Here is a 20,785-nt window from a genome sequence, read left to right as displayed (position 1 = left end):
TGGTGGAATGGGACGCCGGAGCGTCGGGAGCGGTGGGTGCTTGACCCACTGGTCGGGGTGGGGCCACTGCGGTTTGGGATGGATTCCGGCGAGGTGAAGGCCGCCCTGGGCGGGCCGCGCGACGGCGCCACCTGGGTCGCGGCCGATGGCGCGTTGCGGGTTGAGTACCCGGGGACGGGCCTGAACTGCATGTACGCGCGAGGGACGAGCCTGGTCGCCGTGGCCGTCAACGCTTTCCAGGGCCCCCTGGTCCGGGTCGGTGAGGTGGAGCTGATCGGTCGAGTTCCGTCCGAGGTGCGTGCCGAGATCCACGACCTTGCCCGCCGGGAAGGGGCCGCGGTGCGGGTGAACTGGAGTGGGGACCCGGAGATCGCGGCCTGGGGGGTGTCCATGGGCACCGAACCCGATGGCGAGCTGTCCGCCGAGGGCTATCCGGTGCAGAAGGACAGGGTGATCACCTCAGTGCTGCTCGTCGGGCCCGAGCTCGCGCACGACCCCTACGCGACGACGCCGGTGATGCACTGGCGCGACGTCACCGGCCGGGGACGAAACCTCGGGGCCTGGCCGGTGACCCCCGGACGTGACCGTCCGCATTGGGACTGGGTGCCGCTGGAGCGGGTGGGCCCGCTCCGCTTCGGGATGAGCCCGCCCCAGGTGGCGGACGCGCTGGGCGGCGAGGTCCCGGCGGGTCGGATCGGCCACTTCCCCTTCTGGCTCTACGCCACGGACGGGCTGTGGAATCTGCACGAGGACCGCTTCGAGAATGCCGGTGTGAGCGCGCACTACTGGACGAATCCGGACGGCGTTCCGCGGCTGGGCGCCGTGACCGCGTACGGGCGCACCGGGCCGCAGGTCCTGTACGCCGACATCCCCCTGGTCGGTGCGGCGCCCTCCTCTCTCGGAGCGGCCATCCTCCGGCATGTCGAGGACCACGACCTGGGCCTGTGCTTCAGCCCCAGCGGCGCGATGACCCCGTCCGGGGTCAACCTGGCCCTGGACACGGCGAGGGCCGGAGACGCCGCCGTCAGCGAGCCCACGTTCTACGCCGAGCACTGGGAGGGGTAGGGAGCGCGGACTGAACTTGTCTCCCCGGACAGCCCAAACACGCCAGAGGGGAGCCGGTCCAACGTCGGACCGCCGTGGTGGGCGAGTGTCATCAACGATGCAGATTTGGTGCCAACTGGGCGGCGAAGAGACGCCCGTTGCACCTGCTAGGGGGAGGTGTGGATGTCAGGTAGCCCGAAAAGGCTCACTCGCGCCTCCCGATGCAGGTGCTCCCCGGCGATGGGCGCGCAAGGCTGGGCCGTCTCCGGGCCGTGCAAGGTCGGCCGGCGACAGCAGAGGGCGCTGGAGGGTGACGGGGGCCTCACCCATCCGACCTGGGGGCGCCGGATCGATCTGCGACACTGGATGAACCATGCCTGCACCCGGAGAACTCACATTCGTCGCGCCGCGCGGAGTCAAGAAGCCGCCGCGGCACCTTGCCGATCTTTCGCCCGAGGAGCGCCGGGAGGCGGTCGCGGAGCTGGGGGAGAAGCCGTTCCGCGCCAAGCAGCTGTCGCAGCACTACTTCGCGCGCTACGCCGATGACCCCGCCGCGTGGACGGACATCCCGGCGGCGGCGCGGGGGAAGCTGGCGGAGGGGCTGCTGCCGGACCTGATGTCGGTGGTGCGGCACAGCAGCACGGACAACGACACCACGCGCAAGACGCTGTGGCGGCTGTTCGACGGCACCCTGGTCGAGTCGGTGCTGATGCGCTACCCGGACCGGGTGACGATGTGCATCAGCTCCCAGGCGGGCTGCGGCATGAACTGCCCGTTCTGCGCCACCGGCCAGGCCGGGCTGGACCGGAACCTGTCGACCGGGGAGATCGTGCACCAGATCGTGGCGGGCATGCGCTCGCTGCGGGACGGGGAGATCCCGGGCGGCCCGGCGCGGCTGTCGAACATCGTGTTCATGGGCATGGGCGAGCCGCTCGCGAACTACAAGCGTGTCGTCGGCGCCATCCGCCGGCTGACCGATCCGGAGCCGGACGGGCTGGGGCTGTCCCAGCGGGGCATCACCGTGTCGACGGTGGGCCTGGTCCCGGCGATGCTGCGCTTCGCCGACGAGGGCTTCAAGTGCCGCCTTGCGGTGTCGCTGCACGCGCCCGACGACGAGCTGCGCGACACCCTGGTGCCGGTGAACACCCGCTGGAAGGTGCGCGAGGTGCTGGACGCCGCGTGGCACTACGCGGACGTGTCAGGGCGCCGGATCTCGATCGAGTACGCGCTGATCCGGGACATCAACGACCAGGCGTGGCGGGCGGACCTGCTGGGCCGGCTGCTCAAGCGTCGCCGCGTGCACGTCAACCTGATCCCGCTCAACCCGACCCCCGGCTCGAAGTGGACGGCCTCGCGGCCCGAGGACGAGCGGGCGTTCGTCGCGGCGCTGGAGGCGCACGGCGTGCCGGTGACCGTCCGGGACACCCGGGGGCAGGAGATCGACGGCGCCTGCGGGCAGCTGGCGGCTTCCGAGCGCTGATCTGCGCTTGCTAGGGTGACGGTCGTTTGCGGCCGTGCGCCGCGACGCCACGCACAGCACACAAAAGAACATCCGACAGGGGAGCGCGGAAAGCGCTGAGAGTGCGGCATGGCCGCAGACCCTCGGACCTGATCCGGGTCATACCGGCGTAGGGAGTCACCACATGAGCACCATCCGTCGGCGTGCGGCCGGCACCGTCCTCGTCGTCGCGCTCGGCGCGACCGCGCTCGCCGCCTGCGGCAGCGACGGCGGGGACACCGCCAAGGGCAAGGGCGGCACCGCCTCCAAGACCGTCACCCTCGTCAGCCACGACTCCTTCGCCGCGTCGAAGGGCGTGCTGAAGGAGTTCACGAAGCAGACCGGCTACACCGTCAAGGTGCTGCGCGGCGGCGACGCCGGCGCCGCGGTCAACCAGGCCGTGTTGTCCAAGGGCAACCCGCAGGGCGACGTCTTCTTCGGCGTCGACAACACGCTCCTGTCCCGGGCCCTCGACAACGACCTGTTCGAGCCGTACCAGGCCAAGGACCTCGACAAGGTGCCCGCCGCACTGCAGCTGGACGCCGCGGAGCACCGCGTCACCCCGATCGACTTCGGCGACGTCTGCGTCAACTACGACCGGAAGTACTTCACCGAGCACAAGCTCCCCGTGCCGGAGAGCTTCGACGACCTCGTCAAGCCCGAGTACAAGGACCTGCTGGTCACCGAGAACGCCGCCACCTCCTCCCCGGGTCTGGCCTTCCTCCTCGCCACCACCGCGAAGTACGGCGACGGGGGCTGGGAGGACTACTGGAAGAAGCTCAAGGCCAACGGCGTCCAGGTCGTCGACGGCTGGGAGCAGGCGTACTACGACACCTTCTCCGGCGCCGGCGGCGGCAAGGGCGACAAGCCGCTGGTCGTCTCGTACGCCTCCAGCCCGCCCGCCGAGGTGCTCGGTCTGAAGACGCAGCCCGAGCAGGGGCCGACCGGTGTCGCGAGCGGCACCTGCTTCCGGCAGGTGGAGTTCGCCGGCCTGCTGAAGGGTGCGAAGAACACCGAGGGCGGCAAGGCGCTCGTCGACTTCCTGCTGAGCCGCGCCTTCCAGGAGGACATGCCGCTCAACATGTTCGTCAATCCCGTCCGCGACGACGCGAAGCTGCCCGAGGTCTTCACCAAGTACGCGCCGGTCATCAGCGAACCGGCCACCGTCGCCCCGGAGAAGATCGCCGGGAACCGGGAGCAGTGGGTCAAGTCGTGGTCCTCGCTCGTGCTGAAGTAACGAAGACCGCCGAGGGGACGCGCGCCGGGGCGGCGGGCGTCCGGCCGCTGGCCGTACGGCTGGGCCTGATGGCCGTGCCGGTCGCGTTCTTCGGGCTGTTCTTCGGCTACCCGGTCGCCGCCATCGTCGCCCGCGGGCTCCGCGAGGGCGGGCGGTGGCGGTTCGGCCGGTTCGCGCAGGTGCTGGGCGAGCCCGACATCCTGCACGTGCTGTGGTTCACCTGCTGGCAGGCGGCCGCCTCCACCGCGCTCACCCTGGCGATCGCGCTGCCCGGCGCGTACGTCTTCGCCCGCTTCGACTTCCCCGGCAAGCAGGTGCTGCGCGCGGTGGTGACCGTGCCGTTCGTGCTGCCGACGGTGGTCGTCGGCTCGGCCTTCCTCGCGCTGCTGGGGCGCGGCGGGCTGCTCGACGAACTGTGGGGGGTGCGCCTGGACACCACGGTCTGGGCGATCCTCCTCGCGCACGTCTTCTTCAACTACGCCGTGGTCGTACGGACCGTGGGCGGGCTGTGGGCCCAGCTGGACCCCCGGCAGGAGGAGGCCGCGCGGGTCCTCGGCGCGGGACGCCTCGCGGCCTGGCGCAGGGTGACGCTGCCCGCCCTGGCCCCCGCTGTCGCCGCGGCCGCGCTGATGGTCTTCCTCTTCACCTTCACCTCCTTCGGCGTGATCCAGATCCTCGGCGGTCCCACCTTCTCCACCCTGGAGGTGGAGATCTACCGCGAGACCGCGCAGTTGCTGGACCTGCCGACGGCGGCCGTGCTGACGATCGTCCAGTTCGCCGCCGTCGCGGCGATCCTCGCCGTGCACGCCGGGACGGTACGGCGCAGGGAGAGCGCGCTGCGGCTGGTGGATCCGGCCCGCACCGCGCGCCGGCCGCGGGGCGCCGGCGAGTGGGGGCTGCTCGCGGGCGCGCTCGGTGTGGCCGGGCTGCTGATCCTGCTGCCGCTGGGTGTGCTGGCCGAGCGCTCGCTGCACGGACCGGACGGCTACGGCCTCGGCTACTACCGGGCGCTGGGCTCGGTGGCCGGCAGCGGCGGGACCTTCCTGGTGGCGCCCGTCGCCGCGGTCTGGAACTCGCTGCAGTACGCGGCCGCCGCCACCGCGATCGCCCTGGTCGTCGGCGGGCTGGCCGCGGCCGCCCTCACCCGGCGGGCCGGGCGCCTCGTGCGGGGCTTCGACGCCCTGCTCATGCTGCCGCTCGGCACCTCGGCGGTGACCATCGGCTTCGGTTTCCTCATCACCCTCGACGAGCCGCCGCTGGACCTGCGCTCCTCGTGGATCCTCGTGCCGCTCGCGCAGGCACTGGTCGGCGTGCCCTTCGTGGTGCGCACCATGCTGCCGGTGCTGCGTGCCGTGGACGACCGGCTGCGCGAGGCGGCGGCGGTGCTCGGCGCCTCCCCGCTGCGGGTGTGGCGCGAGGTCGACCTCCCGCTGGTGCGGCGGGCGCTGCTGGTGGCCGCGGGCTTCGCCTTCGCCGTGTCCCTGGGCGAGTTCGGGGCCACCGTCTTCATCGCCCGCCCCGACAACCCCACCCTCCCGGTCGCGGTCGCCCGCTTCCTCGGGCGGGCCGGGGAGCTCAACTACGGCCAGGCGATGGCGCTCAGCACCGTGCTGATGCTGGTGTGCGCGGGGGCGCTGCTGGCGCTGGAACGTATCCGCATCGACAGGTCCGGGGAGTTCTGATGACCCTGCTGCGACTGGACGGCGCCACCGTGCGCTTCGGCGGCCACACCGCCCTGGACGCCGTCGGCCTGGAGGTCGCCGAGCACGAGACGGTCTGCGTGCTCGGGCCCAGCGGCAGCGGGAAGTCGACGCTGCTGCGGGTCGTCGCCGGGCTGCAGCCGCTGGACGCCGGGTGCGTCCTGCTGGCCGGCCGCGACCAGCAGGGGGTTCCCGTGCACCGGCGTGGCGTGGGCCTGATGTTCCAGGACCACCAGCTCTTCCCGCAGCGTGACGTCGCCGGGAACGTCGACTTCGGTCTGCGCATGCGCGGCGCGGGGCGCACCGAACGGGAGCGCACGGTCCAGGAGTTGCTGGAGCTCGTGGGTCTGCCCGGCGCGCAGCGGCGCGCCGTCGCGTCCCTGTCCGGCGGCGAGCAGCAGCGCGTCGCCCTGGCCAGGGCCCTGGCACCCGGGCCGCGGCTGCTCATGCTCGACGAGCCGCTCGGCCAGCTCGACCGGAGCCTGCGCGAGCGCCTGGTCGTCGAGTTGCGCGGGCTCTTCCGGCGGCTGGGCACCACGGTGCTGGCCGTCACGCACGACCAGAGCGAGGCCTTCGCGCTGGCCGACCGCGTCGTCGTCATGCGCGACGGCCGGGTCGAGCAGGCCGGCACCCCGCTGGAGGTGTGGCAGCGGCCCGCCTCCGAGTTCGTCGCCCGCTTCCTCGGCTTCGACAACGTGGTGGCCGCCACCGTCACCGGCGACGCCGCCGACACCGCCTGGGGCAAGGTCCCCGTCCCCCCGGGCTCCCCGCAGGGCGCCGGGCGGCTGCTCGTCCGGCCCGCCGGGGTACGGCTCGTCCCGGCCGCCGACGGGCTGCGCTGCGACGTGCTCGCGCGTACCTTCCGCGGCGACCAGGTCACCCTCCTCCTGCGCCCCGAGGAGGGCCCCCCGCTGGAGGCCGGCTGCGCCCTGCGGGACGCCCCCGCCGAGGGCGACACGGTCGGCGTCTCCTTCACGGCGGACGAGGTCGTGGTCCTGGGCGGGTAGGGGCTGCGGCAGCCTTCCGCCGCCGTGCGACCTTCCGCGGCCCGGGTGGGTCGCACCGCCCCGGGGGGCAACTCATGGAGCGCGCACGACGTGACATCTCGGCGGCGGCGACGGCGACGGCGGTGGCTTCGGCGCTGCTGCTCCTGGCCGGCGGGGTGTTCGTACCGGCCGTCCCGCACCGGCACGGCCTGGAGAGCGTGGGCGCCTACGAGACGGCTCCGGGCCCGCGGGTGCTACCGGATCTGGCTTCGCGTCAGGCGTGCCAGGGCCTCCGGGGCGTCCTCGACGGAGTCGACGAGCACGATGCGCTGCTCCATGGAGCGGCCTTCCGCCAGCGCCTGGAGAAGGGGCCACGCCGGCAGGCGCCGGGTCCAGTGGTCCCGGTCGACCAGCACCATGGGGCGGGGGGCGCCGTTGGACTCGTAGTAGTTCGGCGTGGTGTTGTCGAAGATCTCCTGGACGGTGCCCGCGGCGCCCGGCAGGAAGACGACCCCGGCGGTGCAGCGGGCCAGCAGGCCGTCCTCGCGGGTGGCGTTGGCGAAGTACTTGGCGATGTGCGCGGCGAAGGCGTTCGGCGGCTCGTGGCCGTAGAACCACGTCGGCACGCCGATGGAGGCGCCGCCGCCTGGCCAGCGGTCGCGCACGTCGAAGGCGGTGCGCGCCCAGTCCGTGACGGACGGGCGGAAGGAGGGGACCTTGGCCACCGTCTCCAGGGCCTCGACGAGCATCGCGTCGGCGAAGGGCGCGGCGTAGGCGCCGAGGTTGGCCGCCTCCATCGCGCCGGGCCCGCCGCCCGTGGCCACGCTCAGGCCCTCGCGGGCCAGTGCCCGGCCGAGGCGGGCGGCGCCCGCGTACGCCTCGGTGCCGCGCTCCATGGCATGACCGCCCATGACGCCCACGACGCGGACGTCCGAGACGAGTTCGTCGAAGGCGTCGGAGACGGCGTCGTCGTGGATGCTGCGGAGCATCGACGCGTAGATGTCGCCGCTGCCCCGGGTGCGCAGGAACCACTGGTAGCCGCGGGCGTCCGGCGTCGCCTCGTAGCCGCCGTCGTCAAGGCCCTCGTACAGTGCGTCGGGGCCGTAGAGGGAGCCCCGGTACGGGTCGAAGGGCAGCTCCGGGACGGGCGGGAAGACCATGGCGCCGCCGGCGCGGACGTGGGCGGCCGCCTCCGGCTCCATCGGGCAACCCAGGAACACGGCCTCGGTCGTGTCGGCGGACATCAGGGCGGGCGTACGGGTCGTCAGGTCGACCGACTGGACGCGGTGTCCGCGCAGCGAGCCCGACGCGGCGACGCGGTCGAACTCCTCGAGGGTCTCTATCTCGTGATCGTTCGGATCGTTCGGCGTCAGCACGCCCGCCACCCTAGCGCCCGCGGCGGGGGCCGCCGCCGCGGGGCTCCGGGCGGCGCTACGGCAGCGGCAGTGTGCCCAGGTGGGCGATGAGCAGGGTCAGCGGGAGCACGACGCCGAGGACCGCGAGGGCGCGCACGGCGGCCGCGTTGCGCAGCAGCGCGGCGGGCGTGCCGAGCCGGCTGAGGGCGGCGGTGGCCGGGCGGCGGGCGCGCTTGGCGTCCACGGTCGCGGTGAGGGCGGTCGCGACCGCCGACAGGACGACGAGGACGGCGCCCAGCACGGTGAGCGGTCCGACGGGGTGCGCCACGGCGCCGAACCGGTCGCTGCCGGCGAGGGCGGTGGCGGCCACCGCGCACAGCGCGCCCAGCGGACGGCCCACCAGCGTCGCCTCCTCCTGGAGGGCGCGGCCCGCGAGGAGCCGCAGGGCACCCGGCCGGTACGCCGCCAGCAGCCGTCCGCACAGGTGGACGAGGCCCGGCATGGCCAGCACCATGCCCGTGGCCGTCAGCAGCCAGCCGCCGACGACGGCCGGGGCGGCATGGCCGAGACCGCCGGGCAGCGGGAGCGCGCCGTCGGGCCCCGGGGCGCCGGCGCCCCCGGCCGAGGAGATCTGCACGGCGAGGCCGATCGCCACGAGCGCGGCCCCCCACGGCAGGCCGGACGGCACCCCGCCGTCGCGGACGGCGGCCTCGTCCCCACGGGAGCGCCGTGGCCGCAGCACGACCGCGGCCGAGACCGCGGCGGCCAGCGGCAGTGAGGCCAGCAGGGTCAACGCGCCCGCGAACGGGAGTTCACGGTCCGCGCCCAGCGCCTCGGCGGCACCACCGAGGTGCGGGCCGGGCAGTTCACCGCGGAGGAAGAGGAAGCCCAGGAGTGCGATCAGGACGCCCAGGCCGCAGTTCAGGGCGGAGCTCGCCGCGGCCAGCAGGGGCAGCCCGTGCCGCCCGAGCCCGGCCGAGGCCAGGCCCGCGTGCAGCCGTCCGCTCGGCTCCGTACGGGCCACGAGAACCGACAGGTGGACGGTGGCGGCGAACGGCACGGCGCACCAGAGCAGCCGGACCAGGCCGTCCGGGGCGTCCTCGGGGTGCGCGAGGGCATGCCCGAGGACGGCGAGCAGCAGGAACCCCGTGCCGGCGGCCGCGGCGACGACCAGCAGCCGGCGCAGCAGCACCTCCGGACGGGAGCCGAGGGCTACACGGAGGCTGAGCACGAGTCGGCGTCCTCCCGATCCTGGTGCGGCATGCCGGCCACGAAGCGCCCGTCGACGAGGGTGACCACCCGGTCGGCGAGGGAGACGACCTCGGGTTCGTTGGAGGCGAGCACCACGGTGATGCCGTGCGAGCGGGCGGCGCTGGTCAGCATGCGCAGCACCTGGGCGCGGTCCGCGCGGTGCAGTGGCGCGGTCGGTTCGTCGGCGAAGACCACGGAGGGCCGGTTGACCAGGGCGCGGGCGATCGCCACCCGCTGCCGCTCGGCCTGCAGCAGCCGGCCGGGACGCTTGCGGGCGGCCCCGCCGATGTCCAGCCGGTCCAGCCATTCCTGCGCGGCGGCGCGCGCCGTGCGGTACGGGACGCCGCACAGCAGCAGCGGCAGCGCGGCGTTCTCCCGGACGGTCAGTTCGGGGAGCAGCTGCGGGCTGCTGTCGATCCAGCCGAAGCGCTCACGGCGCAGCCGCTCGCGGGCGGTCACGCCCAGGGTGTGCACGGGGGAGCTGTTGAACCACACCTCGCCCTGCTCGGGGAGCAGTTCGCCGGACAGACAGCGCAGCAGGGTGGTCTTCCCGGCGCCGTGCGGGCCGAGGACGCCGAGGATCTCGCCCTCCCGTACGCCGAGTGACACGCCGAGAAGAGCGGGTGAGCGGTCGTGCGCGTGGCGCAGGCCGCGGGCCCACAGCACGTCGTTGTCGGGTGGGTTCACGTTGGCCTCTAACGAACGCGGGGAGTCCGGGTCACTGCGGCACCGTACGCGCCCCACGGCCCGGGACCACGGTTACGGGGGCGCGTTTCCGGCCCGCGCCCACCCGTGCGGCGTAGCGGGAGCGAGGTTCGTCTGGAAGATCGTCCGTTCACTTGCGCGACGTGTGGCTGTGGCACGATGCGGCGGCCGTGCCTCCGCCACGGTGTGAGCTCCGTGGGGGTTCATCGACATCCGTACGCAATGCCGCCCTGCTCGTGGCAGGAGCGGTCGCAGGTGGTCTGCTGCTCGCACCACCGGCCCAGGCGGCCGGGATCGCGATCGTCGGCACGACCATCAACAACGGCAAGCCCATCGTCATGGGGGCCGGCGGCTCCACGACCGTCACCGTGCCGGTCGTCACCGAGATCGCGGGCGTCTCCGGAGCCCCGGCCACCGTCGACGCCGAACTCACGGGGCTGGGAAGCGGCTTCTCCGTCTTCCTCGAGGGCACTTCGGGCGCCAACATGACGTGCGTCGCGACCACGCGGACCACCTCGACCTGCACGTGCACCGCGGTCGTCCACCAGCCCGAGGTGGACAACTCCTACGCGGGCCACCCGGTTCAGCTCCGGATCCACGGATACGCGGGGGGCCACCAGTACCTGCTCTACAGAGACGCCGCCGACAACGTCCCGTTGCTGAAGCAGACCAGGACGGCGACGGCGAACGCCACGCCCGAGACCGCCCGCAAGGGCAGCACGCTCACCGTCACCGGGCAGCTCACCCCGCCCGACTGGAACCACTACGGCGCCGACGGCGGCAAGGTGTCCGTGGGGTACTCGGGCCAGGCGGTCAAGCTCCAGTTCCAGAAGGCGGGTTCCACCACCTGGAGCACCGCCAGGACCGTCACTTCGGGCAGCAAGGGCTCGCTGAGGACGACGGTCGGGGTCAGCACCTCCGGCGTCTGGCGGTGGTCGTTCGCCGGCAGCGGCACATCGGCCGCCTCGGTCTCCGCGGGTGACGGCGTCACCCTCTACAAGGTGGCCAAGCTGAGGGTCGACGCCTCGCCCGAGCCGGTCGCCAAGGGCGGGAAGCTGCCCGTCACCGGCCGCCTCACCTGGGCCACGACCGACGCCGCCACCACCTTCGTCGGTTATCCGCACCAGTTGGTGAGGCTGCAGTTCCGCAGGTCCGGCAGCGCCACCTACACGACGGTCACGTACGCCCGCACGGATGCCAAGGGCAACGTGAAGACCACCACGACCGCCAAGGCGGTCGGCTTCTGGCGGTGGGCCTTCGCCGGCACCACGACCGTCGCGCCCGTCGCGCCCGTCGCAGCGGGCGGGGACCGGGTCGCCCTGAGGTGAGCGGGGCCTGACGGGCCGCCGGGGCCGCCCTCCGTCGACGGAGGGCGGCCCCGGCCGCTGGATCCCGTGTTCCGGCGGGGACCGTCAGAGCTTGGTCCAGGCCTCCGTGAGGACGGTGCGCAGGACGCCCTCGATCTCGTCGAAGGTCGACTGGTCGGCGATCAGCGGCGGCGCGAGCTGCACGACCGGGTCCCCGCGGTCGTCGGCGCGGCAGTAGAGGCCGTTCTCGAAGAGCGCCTTGCTGAGGAAGCCGTACAGGACGCGCTCGGTCTCCTCGTCGGTGAAGGTCTCCTTGGTGGCCTTGTCCTTCACCAGTTCGATGCCGTAGAAGTAGCCGTTCCCGCGGACGTCGCCGACGATCGGCAGGTCGTGGAGCTTCTCCAGGGTGGCGCGGAAGGCGCCCTCGTTGTCGAGCACGTGCTGGTTGAGCTGCTCGCGCTCGAAGATGTCGAAGTTGGCCAGGGCGACCGCCGACGAGACCGGGTGGCCGCCGAAGGTGTAGCCGTGGAGGAAGGTGTTGTCGCCCTTGTAGAAGGGCTCGGCGATGCGGTCGGAGATGATGCACGCGCCGATGGGGGAGTAGCCGGAGGTCATGCCCTTGGCGCAGGTGATCATGTCCGGGACGTAGCCGAACTTGTCGCAGCCGAACATGGTGCCCAGGCGGCCGAAGGCGCAGATGACCTCGTCGGAGACGAGCAGCACGTCGTACTGGTCGCAGATCTCGCGGACCCGCTGGAAGTACCCGGGCGGGGGCGGGAAGCAGCCGCCGGCGTTCTGCACCGGTTCGAGGAAGACGGCCGCGACGGTGTCGGGGCCCTCGAAGAGGATCTCCTGCTCGATCTGGTCGGCGGCCCAGCGGCCGAAGGCCTCGGGGTCGTCGCCGAAGAGCGGGGTGCGGTAGATGTTGGTGTTGGGCACCTTGTGCGCGCCGGGGACCAGCGGCTCGAAGGGGGCCTTCAGGCCCGGCAGGCCGGTGATGGACAGGGCTCCCTGCGGGGTGCCGTGGTAGGCGACGGCGCGTGAGATGACCTTGTACTTGGTCGGCTTGCCCTTGAGCTTGAAGTACTGCTTGGCGAGCTTCCAGGCGGTCTCGACCGCCTCGCCGCCGCCGGTGGTGAAGAAGACCTTGTTGAGGTCGCCGGGGGCGTAGTCGGCCAGGCGCTCGGCGAGCTCGACGGCCTTGGGGTGGGCGTAGCTCCACACCGGGAAGAAGGCGAGCTCCTGGGCCTGCTTGTAGGCGGTCTCGGCGAGCTCCACGCGGCCGTGGCCGGCGTTGACCACGAACAGCCCCGCGAGGCCGTCGATGTACCGCTTGCCCTTGTCGTCGTAGATGTACGTGCCCTCGCCGCGCACGATGGTCGGCACAGGGGCGTTCTCGTACGACGACATGCGGGTGAAGTGCATCCACAGGTGGTCGTACGCGGTCTTGGAAAGGTCCGCGCTCATGGCTATCTGGTTCCCCAGGTGTAGGTCTGCTTCCGGAGCTTGAGGTAGACGAAGCTCTCGGTGGACCGCACGCCGGGCAGCGTGCGGATCCGCTTGTTGATCGTCTCCAGGAGATGGTCGTCGTCCTCGCAGACGATCTCGATCAGCAGGTCGAAGGAGCCCGCGGTCACGACGACGTACTCGACCTCCGTCATTTCCGCGAGGGCGTCGGCGACGGGTTCGATGTCGCCCTCGACGTTGATGCCGACCATCGCCTGCCGCCGGAACCCCACGGTGAGCGGGTCGGTGACGGCGACGATCTGCATGACGCCCTGGTCGAGCAGCTTCTGGACGCGCTGCCGTACGGCCGCCTCCGACAGGCCCACGGCCTTGCCGATGGCGGCGTACGGACGCCTGCCGTCCTCCTGGAGCTGTTCGATGATCGCCTTGGAGACGGAATCGATCACGAAGGCACCGTTGGCGCCCCTGTGATCCGGAGTACGAGTGGCCACGCACCCCACTCTGCACGAGAGGTCAGCCGTCACGCAAGCCCCGATCGATGAAATCCGTGGTTTCGGGGCTCGAAACTCACGGAATCCATTGTTTCGGAGTTTCGGCTATGTCGAATACGGCAGTGCTGCAGGTAGGCTGGGTCCGTCTCACACATCGGACAGGAACAGGGAGAGGTGCAGTGAGCGAGCTCCGTACCTTGCGCAACCACATCAACGGAGAATTCCGCGACGCCGCCGACGGGCGCACCACCGACGTGGTGAACCCCGCCACCGGCGAGGTCTACGCGACCGCCCCGCTCTCCGCCGCCGCCGATGTCGACGCGGCCATGGCCGCCGCAGCGGCCGCCTTCCCCGCCTGGCGCGACACGACGCCCTCCGAGCGCCAGAAGGCGCTGCTGAAGATCGCCGACGCCTTCGAGGCGCGGGCGGACGAGCTCGTGGCCGTCGAGAGCGAGAACACCGGCAAGCCGATCGGGCTGACGGCCAGCGAGGAGATCCCTCCGATGGTCGACCAGATCCGCTTCTTCGCGGGTGCCGCCCGCATGCTCGAGGGCCGCTCGGCCGGCGAGTACATGGAGGGCATGACCTCGATCATCCGCCGGGAGCCGGTCGGCGTCTGCGCCCAGGTCGCCCCGTGGAACTACCCGATGATGATGGCCGTGTGGAAGTTCGCCCCGGCGATCGCCGCGGGGAACACGGTCGTGCTGAAGCCCTCGGACACCACCCCGGCCTCCACCGTGCTGATCGCCGAGATCATCGGCGGGATCCTGCCCAAGGGCGTCTTCAACGTCGTCTGCGGCGACCGCGAGACGGGCCGCCTGATGGTCGAGCACGAGACCCCCGCGATGGCCTCCATCACCGGTTCGGTCCGGGCCGGCATGCAGGTGGCGGCCAGCGCCGCCAAGGACGTCAAGCGGGTCCACCTGGAGCTCGGCGGCAAGGCGCCGGTGGTGGTGTTCCAGGACACCGACATCGCCAAGGCGGTCGAGGACATCGCCGTCGCCGGCTACTTCAACGCCGGCCAGGACTGCACCGCCGCGACCCGCGTCCTGGTCCACGAGTCGATCCACGACGAGTTCGTGGCCCAGCTCGCCAAGACCGCCGCCGACACCAAGACCGGCGCCCCGGACGACGAGGACGTGCTGTACGGCCCGCTGAACAACGCCAACCAGCTCGCCCAGGTCACCGGCTTCATCGAGCGCCTCCCGGCGCACGCCAAGGTCGAGGCCGGCGGCCACCGGGTCGGCGAGCAGGGCTTCTTCTACGCCCCGACCGTCGTCTCCGGCCTCAAGCAGGACGACGAGATCATCCAGAACGAGGTCTTCGGCCCGGTCATCACCGTCCAGTCCTTCTCCGACGAGGACCAGGCCGTGGAGTGGGCGAACGGCGTCGAGTACGCCCTCGCCTCCTCGGTGTGGACCAAGGACCACGCCCGTGCGATGCGCATGTCCAAGCGCCTCGACTTCGGCTGCGTGTGGATCAACACCCACATCCCGCTGGTCGCCGAGATGCCGCACGGCGGGTTCAAGAAGTCCGGTTACGGCAAGGACCTGTCCGCCTACGGCTTCGAGGACTACACCCGCATCAAGCACGTCATGACGTCCCTGGACGGCTGACGCCGCAGGGCGAGATCCCTCCACGGCCCCGGACCGGCCCCCGCGTCCGGGGTCGTGGCATGCGCGCGTACGCTCCGCTCCATGGAGTATCGAAGAGCCCTTGAACAGCGCATACGCGCATGGCTGGTTGTCTTCGTCGTGTGCCTGGTGCTGAGCGGCGCCACCGCGTTCCCGCTCGTGCACGAGGTGCGGTGGGTGGACGGCTGGGGCCTGCCGGGAGCCGTCGGTGACTGGATCTCCCACGTGCGGGAGGGGCTGGACGCCACCGACGCGAAGTACCCGTTCATGATGTACGGGACGGACTGGCTCGCCTTCGCGCACCTGGTGATCGCGGTGGCCTTCTACGGCGTCTGGCGCGATCCGGTGCGCAACATCTGGATCGTGGAGTGGGCCATGATCGCCTGCGTCGGGATCATCCCGCTCGCCGCGATCTGCATCCCGCTGCGCGGCCTGCCGCTGTGGTGGATGCCCGTGGACATGGCCTTCGGCGTCCTCGGCATCGTGCCGCTGCTGGTCCTGCGGCGGATGATCAAGCGGCTGGAGCGCTCCGGCACGGTGTCGGCCGAGCCGGCCGTCGCCTGACGGACCGGCGGTCGCCCGGGTCCGGGACCGTACGGCGAGGAGACCGCGGCCGGGTGGGAGAAGCTCACCGGCCGCCGAACTCCGCGCGCAGCACGTCGATGCGGTTGCTCGTGACGGCGTCCACGCCGAGCCGCTCCAGCCGTCGCATCGTCCGGCGCAGGTCCACCGTCCACGCGCCGACCAGCAGGCCTTCGCCGCGCGCCCACTCCACCAGGGGCGCGCGCACCAGCCCGAAGCGCAGGTTGATCCAGCGCGGGCGCAGCTCCGACAGCAGCAGCGGCGGCACCGGCGCCGAGGTCTTCCAGGTCAGCGCGATCTCGGCGGCCGGGTCGTGGTCCCGCACCGCCAGCACGGCGGCCGCCTCCCCGCAGTAGTACGTACGGTCCCCGGCGCCCGCGTCCCGGACCGCGGACAGCACCGGGCCCGCGGACTCCGGCAGGGTGAGGTCGACCAGGGCCCGGCAGCCGTCCACGGCGGCCAGCGCCTCGTCGAGGGTCGGCACGCCCGGCGGCAGCCGGTCCGCCGCGAGGCCGGCGACGGCGGAGTCCACGCCCCACAGCCGCTTCAGCGTGGGGTCGTGGAGCAGCACCGGCACGCCGTCGCGGCTCAGCCGTACGTCCATCTCCACCGCGTCCGCCCCCGCGCGCAGCGCGCTGCGCAGCGAGGGCAGGGTGTTCTCGCGGTGACGGTACGGGTCGCCGCGGTGGGCGACCGCTAGCGCTGCCATCCCGCCAGGTAGGAGTCGATCTCGGCGGTGAGCTTCGCCTTGCCGGGGGCGTCGAGGAACGAGGCCTCGACGGCGTTCCTGGCGAGCTGGGCCAGCCCGCCCTCGTCGAGCTGCAACAGCCGCGCGGCCACCGCGTACTCGGTGTTGAGGTCGGTGCCGAACATCGGCGGGTCGTCGCTGTTGACGGTGACGAGCAGGCCCGCGGCCACCATCTCCTTGACGGGGTGCTCGTCGAGCGTGGCGACGGCGCGGGTGGCGATGTTGGAGGTCGGGCAGACCTCCAGCGGGATGCGGTGCTCGGCCAGGTGGTCCAGCAGGCGCGGGTCCTGGGTGGCGCTGGTGCCGTGGCCGATGCGCTCGGCGCCCAGGTCGCCCAGGGCGTCCCAGATCGTCTGCGGGCCGGTGGTCTCGCCCGCGTGCGGCACGCTGTGCAGGCCGACGGCGCGGGCGCGGTCGAAGTACGGCTTGAACTGCGGGCGCGGCACACCGATCTCGGGTCCGCCCAGGCCGAAGCTGACCAGCCCGTCCGGCTGCAGTTCGGTGGCGATGCGCGCGGTCTCCTCGGCGGAGGCCAGCCCGGCCTCGCCCGGGATGTCGAAGCACCAGCGCAGCACGATGCCGAGCTCCGCCTCGGCCGCCTTGCGCGCGTCCTCGATGGCCTCCACGAACGCCTTGTCCGGGATGCCGCGGCGGACCGAGCTGTACGGGGTGACGGTCAGCTCGGCGTAGCGGATGTTCTGGCGCACCATGTCGCGGGCGACCTCGTACGTCAGCAGACGCACGTCCTCCGCGTCGCGGATCAGGTCGACCACGGACAGGTAGACCTCGATGAAGTGGGCGAAGTCCCGGAAGCTGAAGTACTCGGCGAGGGCGGCGGGGTCGGTGGGCACCTTGGAATCCGGGTGCCGCGCGGCCAGCTCCGCCACGATGCGGGGTGAGGCCGAGCCGACGTGGTGCACGTGGAGCTCGGCCTTGGGGAGTCCCGCGATGAAGGCGTCGAGGGCTGACGCGGTGTCGGACATGGGGCGATCCTCCTGCGGGGTCGGCGGCAACCGCCATCGTAAACGCGAAATTGCCTCCGTCCGGCGTCTTCGCAGGCCATAGCATTGCCCGACGTAGTCAGCAGGAAGGCAGCGATGTCCCACGAGCCCGAGCACCCGACGCCGCGCGACGCCGCGAGCGACACCCCCGGAGCGGCGGCCCCGTCGTCCTCGGCGGCCCCGGCGGACGCACGGCCCGCACCCGACTTCGAGCTGCCTGCCCCGGCGCCCGCGGCGCCCACGGACGCCGCATCCGGCACCGCCCCGGGCGGGGACGCCGAGGCGGGCGACGCGGTGGCCGGCGGCGTCGAGGGCACGGAGGTGCCCGGAAGCGTGACTGCTGCGGAGGACGCGACTCCCGCTGACGCGCCGGTCGGCGATGCCGAGCCCGGCGCCGCCCCGGGCGGGGATGCCGCGGCGGGTCCCGAAGTCGAGGGCGCGCGGGTGCCGGGAAGCGCGACTCCTGCGGAGGCCGTGACGCCTGCCGATGCTCCGGTCGCCGACGCCGAGCCCGGTGACGGCTCGCATGCCGTGGTCGGCGCGGCCGATGCTCCGGTCGCCCCGGACGCGCCTGCCGGAGCGCCGCCCGCGGAGGTGCCCGGGCCGCGGGATCCGTGGGCACCGCCGGTGCCGGTCGCCCCCGGTTACGGGCAGCCGGGTGCGCCGGCCGGGCACAACCCCTGGGCGCCGCCCGTGCCGCCGGTACCGCAGGCGCCGCAGGCGCCGCAGGAGCACGTGACGCTGACCAAGCGCCCGGTACCGGTGGACGCACCCGCGCCCGGGCCGGAGCAGCAGCCGCGCGATCCCTGGGCCCCGCCGGCCCCGGACGCCGCGGCGGCCGTGCCGCCGCAACCGCCCCACGCCACGTACCCGGGCTACCCGGGCTACCACCCCGGCTACCCCGGTTACCCGGGCCACCCCACTCAACCTGAGTACCCCGCGTACCCCGGCTACCCGGCCCAGCCCGGCTACCCCTCCCACCCGGGCTACCCCTCTCACCCGGGCTACCCCTCTCACCCGGGCTACCCCGCCCAGCCCGGCTACGCGGTGGGCCCCTACGGCGGATGGGCGCCGGCCGTCGCCCGCAACGGCGCCGGCCTGACGGCGATGATCATGGGCATCGTGGGCGCCGTCCTGGCCGTCTCCTGCTTCGGGGCCTTCCTCGGCCTCCCGCTCGGCATCGCGGCCGTCGTCTGCGGCATCGTCGGCCTGCGGATCGCCCGGCGCGGCGAGGCGACCAACCGGCCGCAGGCGTTGACCGGCCTCATCCTCGGGATCGTCTCCATCGGCCTGTCGGTCGCGATGATCGCCCTGGTGTTCAGCGGGATCGACGACGGCTGGTTCGACGGGTCCGGCGACGACCTCATCACCTCCCGGAACGGCGACTGGGCGGCGCCGCTGGACGTCGACGGCACCGCGCTCTACGACGACGGGGTCCACGTCACGCTGTCGGACGTCCACCGGGATATCGTCCTCCCGGAGAGCCAGCTCGACGGCGGCATCGCCGTCACGTTCTCCGTCGAGTTGGAGAACACCGGCGACACGACCGCCGACCTGGGCGAGAGCGAGGTGTCGGCCTACGCGGACGACTTCGAGGACGAGAGCCTGACCGACCTGACCGCCGGTGTGGGCCTGCCCGACGAACTGTCGCCGGGGGAGCGCGCGACGAGGGACATCACCGTACTCGTGCCCAAGGACGACGAGGACGGCACCTTCCAGGTCGAGGTCGCCCCCGGCTTCGACTACGACTACACCTACTGGCACCTGGACGTCCCGTAACGGGGGCGCCGCGGGGTCGCCTCAGCGCCGCACCGCGTCCAGCGCCAGCAGGGCCACGTGCAGCGAGAGGCAGGACTCGACCTGGTCCAGGTCGATGCCGAGGACGCGCTCGACCCGGTGCAGCCGGTCGTAGAAGGAGGGCCGCGACAGGTGCGCGGCGTCGGCCGCGGCCGACTTGTTGCGGCCGGCGTCCAGGTAGACGGTGAGGATCCGGACGAGGTCCGTGCCGTGCTCGGCGTCGTACGAGAGCAGCGGGCCGAGTTCGCGCTCGACGTACGTCTGCAGCCGCGCGTCGTCGCGCAGGAGGTGCAGCAGGCCGCGCAGCCGGACGTCCGGCAGCCGGTAGTACGCCCGCCCGCCGCCCGCCATCACCCTCTTTTCGGACGGCTGCGCCCTGCCTCCCTCATTGCGGCCGCCGTGCATCGCGGCGTCCGCGACCTGTGCCGCCTCCAGCAGGGTGCGGCGGGCGTCGCGCAGGGAGCCGACGGAGGAGCCGGCCGCCATGACGAAGGCGGGGCCGCCGTCGGGGGCGGGCTCGGTCAGCCGGGTGAGGGCGGCGGCGAAGTCCTCCAGTGCGGTGTGCTCGTGGTCGGACGGGCCGAGGGAGACCAGCACGCCGACACCGCCGTCGTCGAGGGTGCCGGTGAGCGCGGTCAGGCCCCGCTCGCGGACGGCCTGGGCGGCCGTCTCGGTGAAGTCCCGCAGCCGGGCCTGCGCCTCCAGGGCGGCCGAGGCCGGTCCGCCGCGCAGCCGCAGCATGACGCCGACCAGCCGCCGGCCCTCCAGCGGCACGCCCAGGGCGCGGGCGCGCAGCGCCACGTCGGAGACGGTCAGGGCGTGGGTGAGGATGCCGGAGAGCAGGGTGCGGTGGGTCTGCCGTTCCAAGGACTCCCGGTCGCGCTCCAGCAGCCGGTTGAGCGCGAGGGTGGCCGCCCCCCGCTCCAGCAGCACGCTGTGCCGGTGCGGGCGTTCGCCCGGTTCCGGCTCCTCGCCCGGTTCCGGTTCCTCGTCTGGCGCGGGCTCGCCGACGATCACCAGCCTGCCCCAGTCGCGGCCGCGCGCCCCCACGCCGGTGACCAGCCAGCCGGTGCGCGGGTCGTGGCCGGTGCGCCCGGCCGGGTGGACGCCGCGGCTGCGCCGCTCCCAGCCGTCGAGCAGGGCTTCGGGGTCCTGGCCGGCCGGGTCGAAGGCGAGCACCTGGTGGGAGAGGTTCTCCAGCACCACGGGCGCGCCCGCCATCCGGGCCACCTCGCGCACGACCTCCTCGGGCTCCGCGCCCTCGACGGACAGCTCGTTGAAGATCTGGTGCACCGCCTCCGACGCCCGCAGCTCGGTCAGCTGGGCGTCGACGACGTGGGCGTGCACGGCCTCGGTCACCGCCACGAAGCGCACCTCGGTACGGAGTGCCACCAGCGGCAGTCCGCGCCGTTCCGCGGCCCGGACCAGGGGGCGGGGGAGGGCGTCCGCGTAGCGCCGGCCCAGTTCGACGACGAGACCCGCCGCGCCGACGTCGGCGAGGCCGTCGATGTAGCGGGCCAGGGACTCCTTGTCGTCGGGCAGCATCACGCCCGTGGTGAGGACCAGCTCGCCCCCGTGGAGCATGCCCGCGATGTCGGCCAGCTCGCTGATGTGCACCCAGCGCACCGGGCGCTGCAGTCCGCCGGAGCCGGCGACCACCTGCGGCGAACCCCGCCTGAGCACGTCCAGTTCCAGGACCTCGGCGACGGTGGGGAACACGGTGACCTCCGGGGCTGAACGGGGGCGGAACGTCGTGCCACCGTAGCTCCAGGGTGTAAAGGCCCCCGACGCACGGCATGCGATGTGTCGGTTGCCCGGTGTACGTGGCGCCCGGCATCGTCCACGGTGACGATCTGGTGCGGCCGTCAGGTGAACACAGAATTCGTCGCGTAACCAAAAGGCAACAACGGAATCACTTGTTGGGGCGAGCCTACTCTGTCAGGATCGTCCACCAATCAAGGCTTTGGCCACGCCGCCGAGCC

General features: G+C 72.8%; 17 protein-coding genes and 1 riboswitch. Of the genes, 9 read left to right on the top strand and 8 right to left on the bottom strand.

The window, feature by feature from the left end; all coding sequences use genetic code 11:
* Positions 1 to 78 precede the first annotated feature (78 nt).
* The 5 genes from ACFYYN_RS31485 (at position 79) to ACFYYN_RS31465 (ending at position 6,486) form a co-directional block, all read left to right on the top strand.
* A complete protein-coding gene (locus tag ACFYYN_RS31485; protein WP_500548464.1) occupies positions 79 to 1,065 on the top strand; it encodes a hypothetical protein in 987 nt (328 codons plus the stop codon).
* Between the two features lie 352 nt (positions 1,066 to 1,417).
* The gene (rlmN, locus tag ACFYYN_RS31480) at positions 1,418 to 2,524 is read left to right on the top strand and encodes a dual-specificity RNA methyltransferase RlmN (RefSeq protein ID WP_500325724.1); all 1,107 of its coding nucleotides are present in this window, start codon (positions 1,418 to 1,420) and stop codon (positions 2,522 to 2,524) included.
* A 67-nt stretch (positions 2,525 to 2,591) separates the two neighbouring features.
* A riboswitch (TPP riboswitch) is annotated at positions 2,592 to 2,696 on the top strand.
* Positions 2,688 to 3,779 (top strand): thiamine ABC transporter substrate-binding protein, encoded by a 1,092-nt coding sequence (locus ACFYYN_RS31475; RefSeq protein WP_500548463.1) that lies wholly within the window; start codon positions 2,688 to 2,690, stop codon positions 3,777 to 3,779. It overlaps the preceding riboswitch by 9 nt.
* Positions 3,780 to 3,847: 68 nt before the next feature.
* On the top strand, positions 3,848 to 5,461 hold the full coding sequence (locus ACFYYN_RS31470) for an ABC transporter permease (protein ID WP_500548518.1): 1,614 nt from the start codon (positions 3,848 to 3,850) through the stop codon (positions 5,459 to 5,461).
* Positions 5,461 to 6,486, top strand: a complete 1,026-nt coding sequence (locus tag ACFYYN_RS31465) for an ABC transporter ATP-binding protein (protein ID WP_500548462.1) — start codon at positions 5,461 to 5,463, stop codon at positions 6,484 to 6,486. The genes ACFYYN_RS31470 and ACFYYN_RS31465 overlap by 1 nt, the downstream gene beginning before the upstream one ends.
* Positions 6,487 to 6,719: 233 nt before the next feature.
* Here ACFYYN_RS31465 and ACFYYN_RS31460 read toward each other — a convergent pair whose 3' ends face one another.
* The 3 genes from ACFYYN_RS31460 to ACFYYN_RS31450 are packed head-to-tail and all read right to left on the bottom strand — an operon-like array spanning position 6,720 to position 9,758.
* Entirely contained in the window at positions 6,720 to 7,850 is a 1,131-nt protein-coding gene (locus tag ACFYYN_RS31460; RefSeq protein WP_500548461.1) for an LOG family protein, read from the bottom strand.
* 46 nt (positions 7,851 to 7,896) lie between these two features.
* A complete protein-coding gene (locus ACFYYN_RS31455) occupies positions 7,897 to 9,051 on the bottom strand; it encodes a hypothetical protein (protein ID WP_500325731.1) in 1,155 nt (384 codons plus the stop codon).
* On the bottom strand, positions 9,033 to 9,758 hold the full coding sequence (locus ACFYYN_RS31450) for an ABC transporter ATP-binding protein (RefSeq protein ID WP_500548460.1): 726 nt from the start codon (positions 9,756 to 9,758) through the stop codon (positions 9,033 to 9,035). Before ACFYYN_RS31450 ends, ACFYYN_RS31455 begins: the two co-directional genes overlap by 19 nt.
* 254 nt (positions 9,759 to 10,012) lie before the next feature.
* On the opposite strand from ACFYYN_RS31450, the gene ACFYYN_RS31445 reads away from it, so the two are divergent.
* Positions 10,013 to 11,104 carry a hypothetical protein gene (locus ACFYYN_RS31445; RefSeq protein WP_500548459.1) on the top strand — a complete coding sequence of 364 codons (1,092 nt, stop codon included), beginning with the start codon at positions 10,013 to 10,015 and terminating at the stop codon, positions 11,102 to 11,104.
* Positions 11,105 to 11,188: 84 nt separating this feature from the next.
* Here ACFYYN_RS31445 and ACFYYN_RS31440 read toward each other — a convergent pair whose 3' ends face one another.
* Both ACFYYN_RS31440 and ACFYYN_RS31435 read right to left on the bottom strand, forming a co-directional pair.
* On the bottom strand, positions 11,189 to 12,550 hold the full coding sequence (locus tag ACFYYN_RS31440) for an aspartate aminotransferase family protein (RefSeq protein ID WP_500325737.1): 1,362 nt from the start codon (positions 12,548 to 12,550) through the stop codon (positions 11,189 to 11,191).
* 2 nt (positions 12,551 to 12,552) lie between these two features.
* Positions 12,553 to 12,996 carry an Lrp/AsnC family transcriptional regulator gene (locus tag ACFYYN_RS31435; protein ID WP_018561743.1) on the bottom strand — a complete coding sequence of 148 codons (444 nt, stop codon included), beginning with the start codon at positions 12,994 to 12,996 and terminating at the stop codon, positions 12,553 to 12,555.
* 224 nt (positions 12,997 to 13,220) lie between these two features.
* Here ACFYYN_RS31435 and ACFYYN_RS31430 point away from each other — a divergent pair, with 224 nt between their 5' ends.
* The gene (locus ACFYYN_RS31430; RefSeq protein WP_499514281.1) at positions 13,221 to 14,657 is read left to right on the top strand and encodes a gamma-aminobutyraldehyde dehydrogenase; all 1,437 of its coding nucleotides are present in this window, start codon (positions 13,221 to 13,223) and stop codon (positions 14,655 to 14,657) included.
* Between the two features lie 81 nt (positions 14,658 to 14,738).
* The gene (locus ACFYYN_RS31425) at positions 14,739 to 15,239 is read left to right on the top strand and encodes a hypothetical protein (RefSeq protein ID WP_500548458.1); all 501 of its coding nucleotides are present in this window, start codon (positions 14,739 to 14,741) and stop codon (positions 15,237 to 15,239) included.
* A 64-nt stretch (positions 15,240 to 15,303) separates the two neighbouring features.
* Here ACFYYN_RS31425 and ACFYYN_RS31420 read toward each other — a convergent pair whose 3' ends face one another.
* Both ACFYYN_RS31420 and ACFYYN_RS31415 read right to left on the bottom strand, forming a co-directional pair.
* Entirely contained in the window at positions 15,304 to 15,966 is a 663-nt protein-coding gene (locus ACFYYN_RS31420; protein WP_500548457.1) for a glycerophosphodiester phosphodiesterase, read from the bottom strand.
* Complete coding sequence (locus ACFYYN_RS31415) at positions 15,954 to 16,988, bottom strand: adenosine deaminase (protein ID WP_500548456.1); 1,035 nt, start codon at positions 16,986 to 16,988, stop codon at positions 15,954 to 15,956. The genes ACFYYN_RS31420 and ACFYYN_RS31415 overlap by 13 nt, the downstream gene beginning before the upstream one ends.
* Before the next feature lie 114 nt (positions 16,989 to 17,102).
* Here ACFYYN_RS31415 and ACFYYN_RS31410 point away from each other — a divergent pair, with 114 nt between their 5' ends.
* The gene (locus ACFYYN_RS31410; RefSeq protein WP_500548455.1) at positions 17,103 to 18,785 is read left to right on the top strand and encodes a DUF4190 domain-containing protein; all 1,683 of its coding nucleotides are present in this window, start codon (positions 17,103 to 17,105) and stop codon (positions 18,783 to 18,785) included.
* Between the two features lie 21 nt (positions 18,786 to 18,806).
* Here ACFYYN_RS31410 and ACFYYN_RS31405 read toward each other — a convergent pair whose 3' ends face one another.
* On the bottom strand, positions 18,807 to 20,522 hold the full coding sequence (locus tag ACFYYN_RS31405; protein ID WP_500548454.1) for a PucR family transcriptional regulator: 1,716 nt from the start codon (positions 20,520 to 20,522) through the stop codon (positions 18,807 to 18,809).
* Positions 20,523 to 20,785 lie beyond the last annotated feature (263 nt).

Origin of the sequence: Streptomyces sp. NPDC001902 (genome assembly GCF_042891295.1) — a bacterium.
Lineage (GTDB): Bacteria > Actinomycetota > Actinomycetes > Streptomycetales > Streptomycetaceae > Actinacidiphila.
This window is presented reverse-complemented; position numbering and strand designations above follow the sequence as displayed.

Excerpts from the sequence above, each read along its gene's own strand:
- ACFYYN_RS31485 (WP_500548464.1), top strand. The coding sequence starts at position 79 with ATGGATTCCGGCGAGGTGAAGGCCGCCCTGGGCGGGCCGCGCGACGGC.
- rlmN (WP_500325724.1), top strand. The coding sequence starts at position 1,418 with ATGCCTGCACCCGGAGAACTCACATTCGTCGCGCCGCGCGGAGTCAAG.
- ACFYYN_RS31475 (WP_500548463.1), top strand. The coding sequence starts at position 2,688 with ATGAGCACCATCCGTCGGCGTGCGGCCGGCACCGTCCTCGTCGTCGCG.
- ACFYYN_RS31470 (WP_500548518.1), top strand. The coding sequence starts at position 3,848 with ATGGCCGTGCCGGTCGCGTTCTTCGGGCTGTTCTTCGGCTACCCGGTC.
- ACFYYN_RS31465 (WP_500548462.1), top strand. The coding sequence starts at position 5,461 with ATGACCCTGCTGCGACTGGACGGCGCCACCGTGCGCTTCGGCGGCCAC.
- ACFYYN_RS31440 (WP_500325737.1), bottom strand. The coding sequence starts at position 12,550 with ATGAGCGCGGACCTTTCCAAGACCGCGTACGACCACCTGTGGATGCAC.
- ACFYYN_RS31425 (WP_500548458.1), top strand. The coding sequence starts at position 14,739 with ATGGAGTATCGAAGAGCCCTTGAACAGCGCATACGCGCATGGCTGGTT.
- ACFYYN_RS31420 (WP_500548457.1), bottom strand. The coding sequence starts at position 15,966 with ATGGCAGCGCTAGCGGTCGCCCACCGCGGCGACCCGTACCGTCACCGC.
- ACFYYN_RS31415 (WP_500548456.1), bottom strand. The coding sequence starts at position 16,988 with ATGTCCGACACCGCGTCAGCCCTCGACGCCTTCATCGCGGGACTCCCC.
- ACFYYN_RS31410 (WP_500548455.1), top strand. The coding sequence starts at position 17,103 with ATGTCCCACGAGCCCGAGCACCCGACGCCGCGCGACGCCGCGAGCGAC.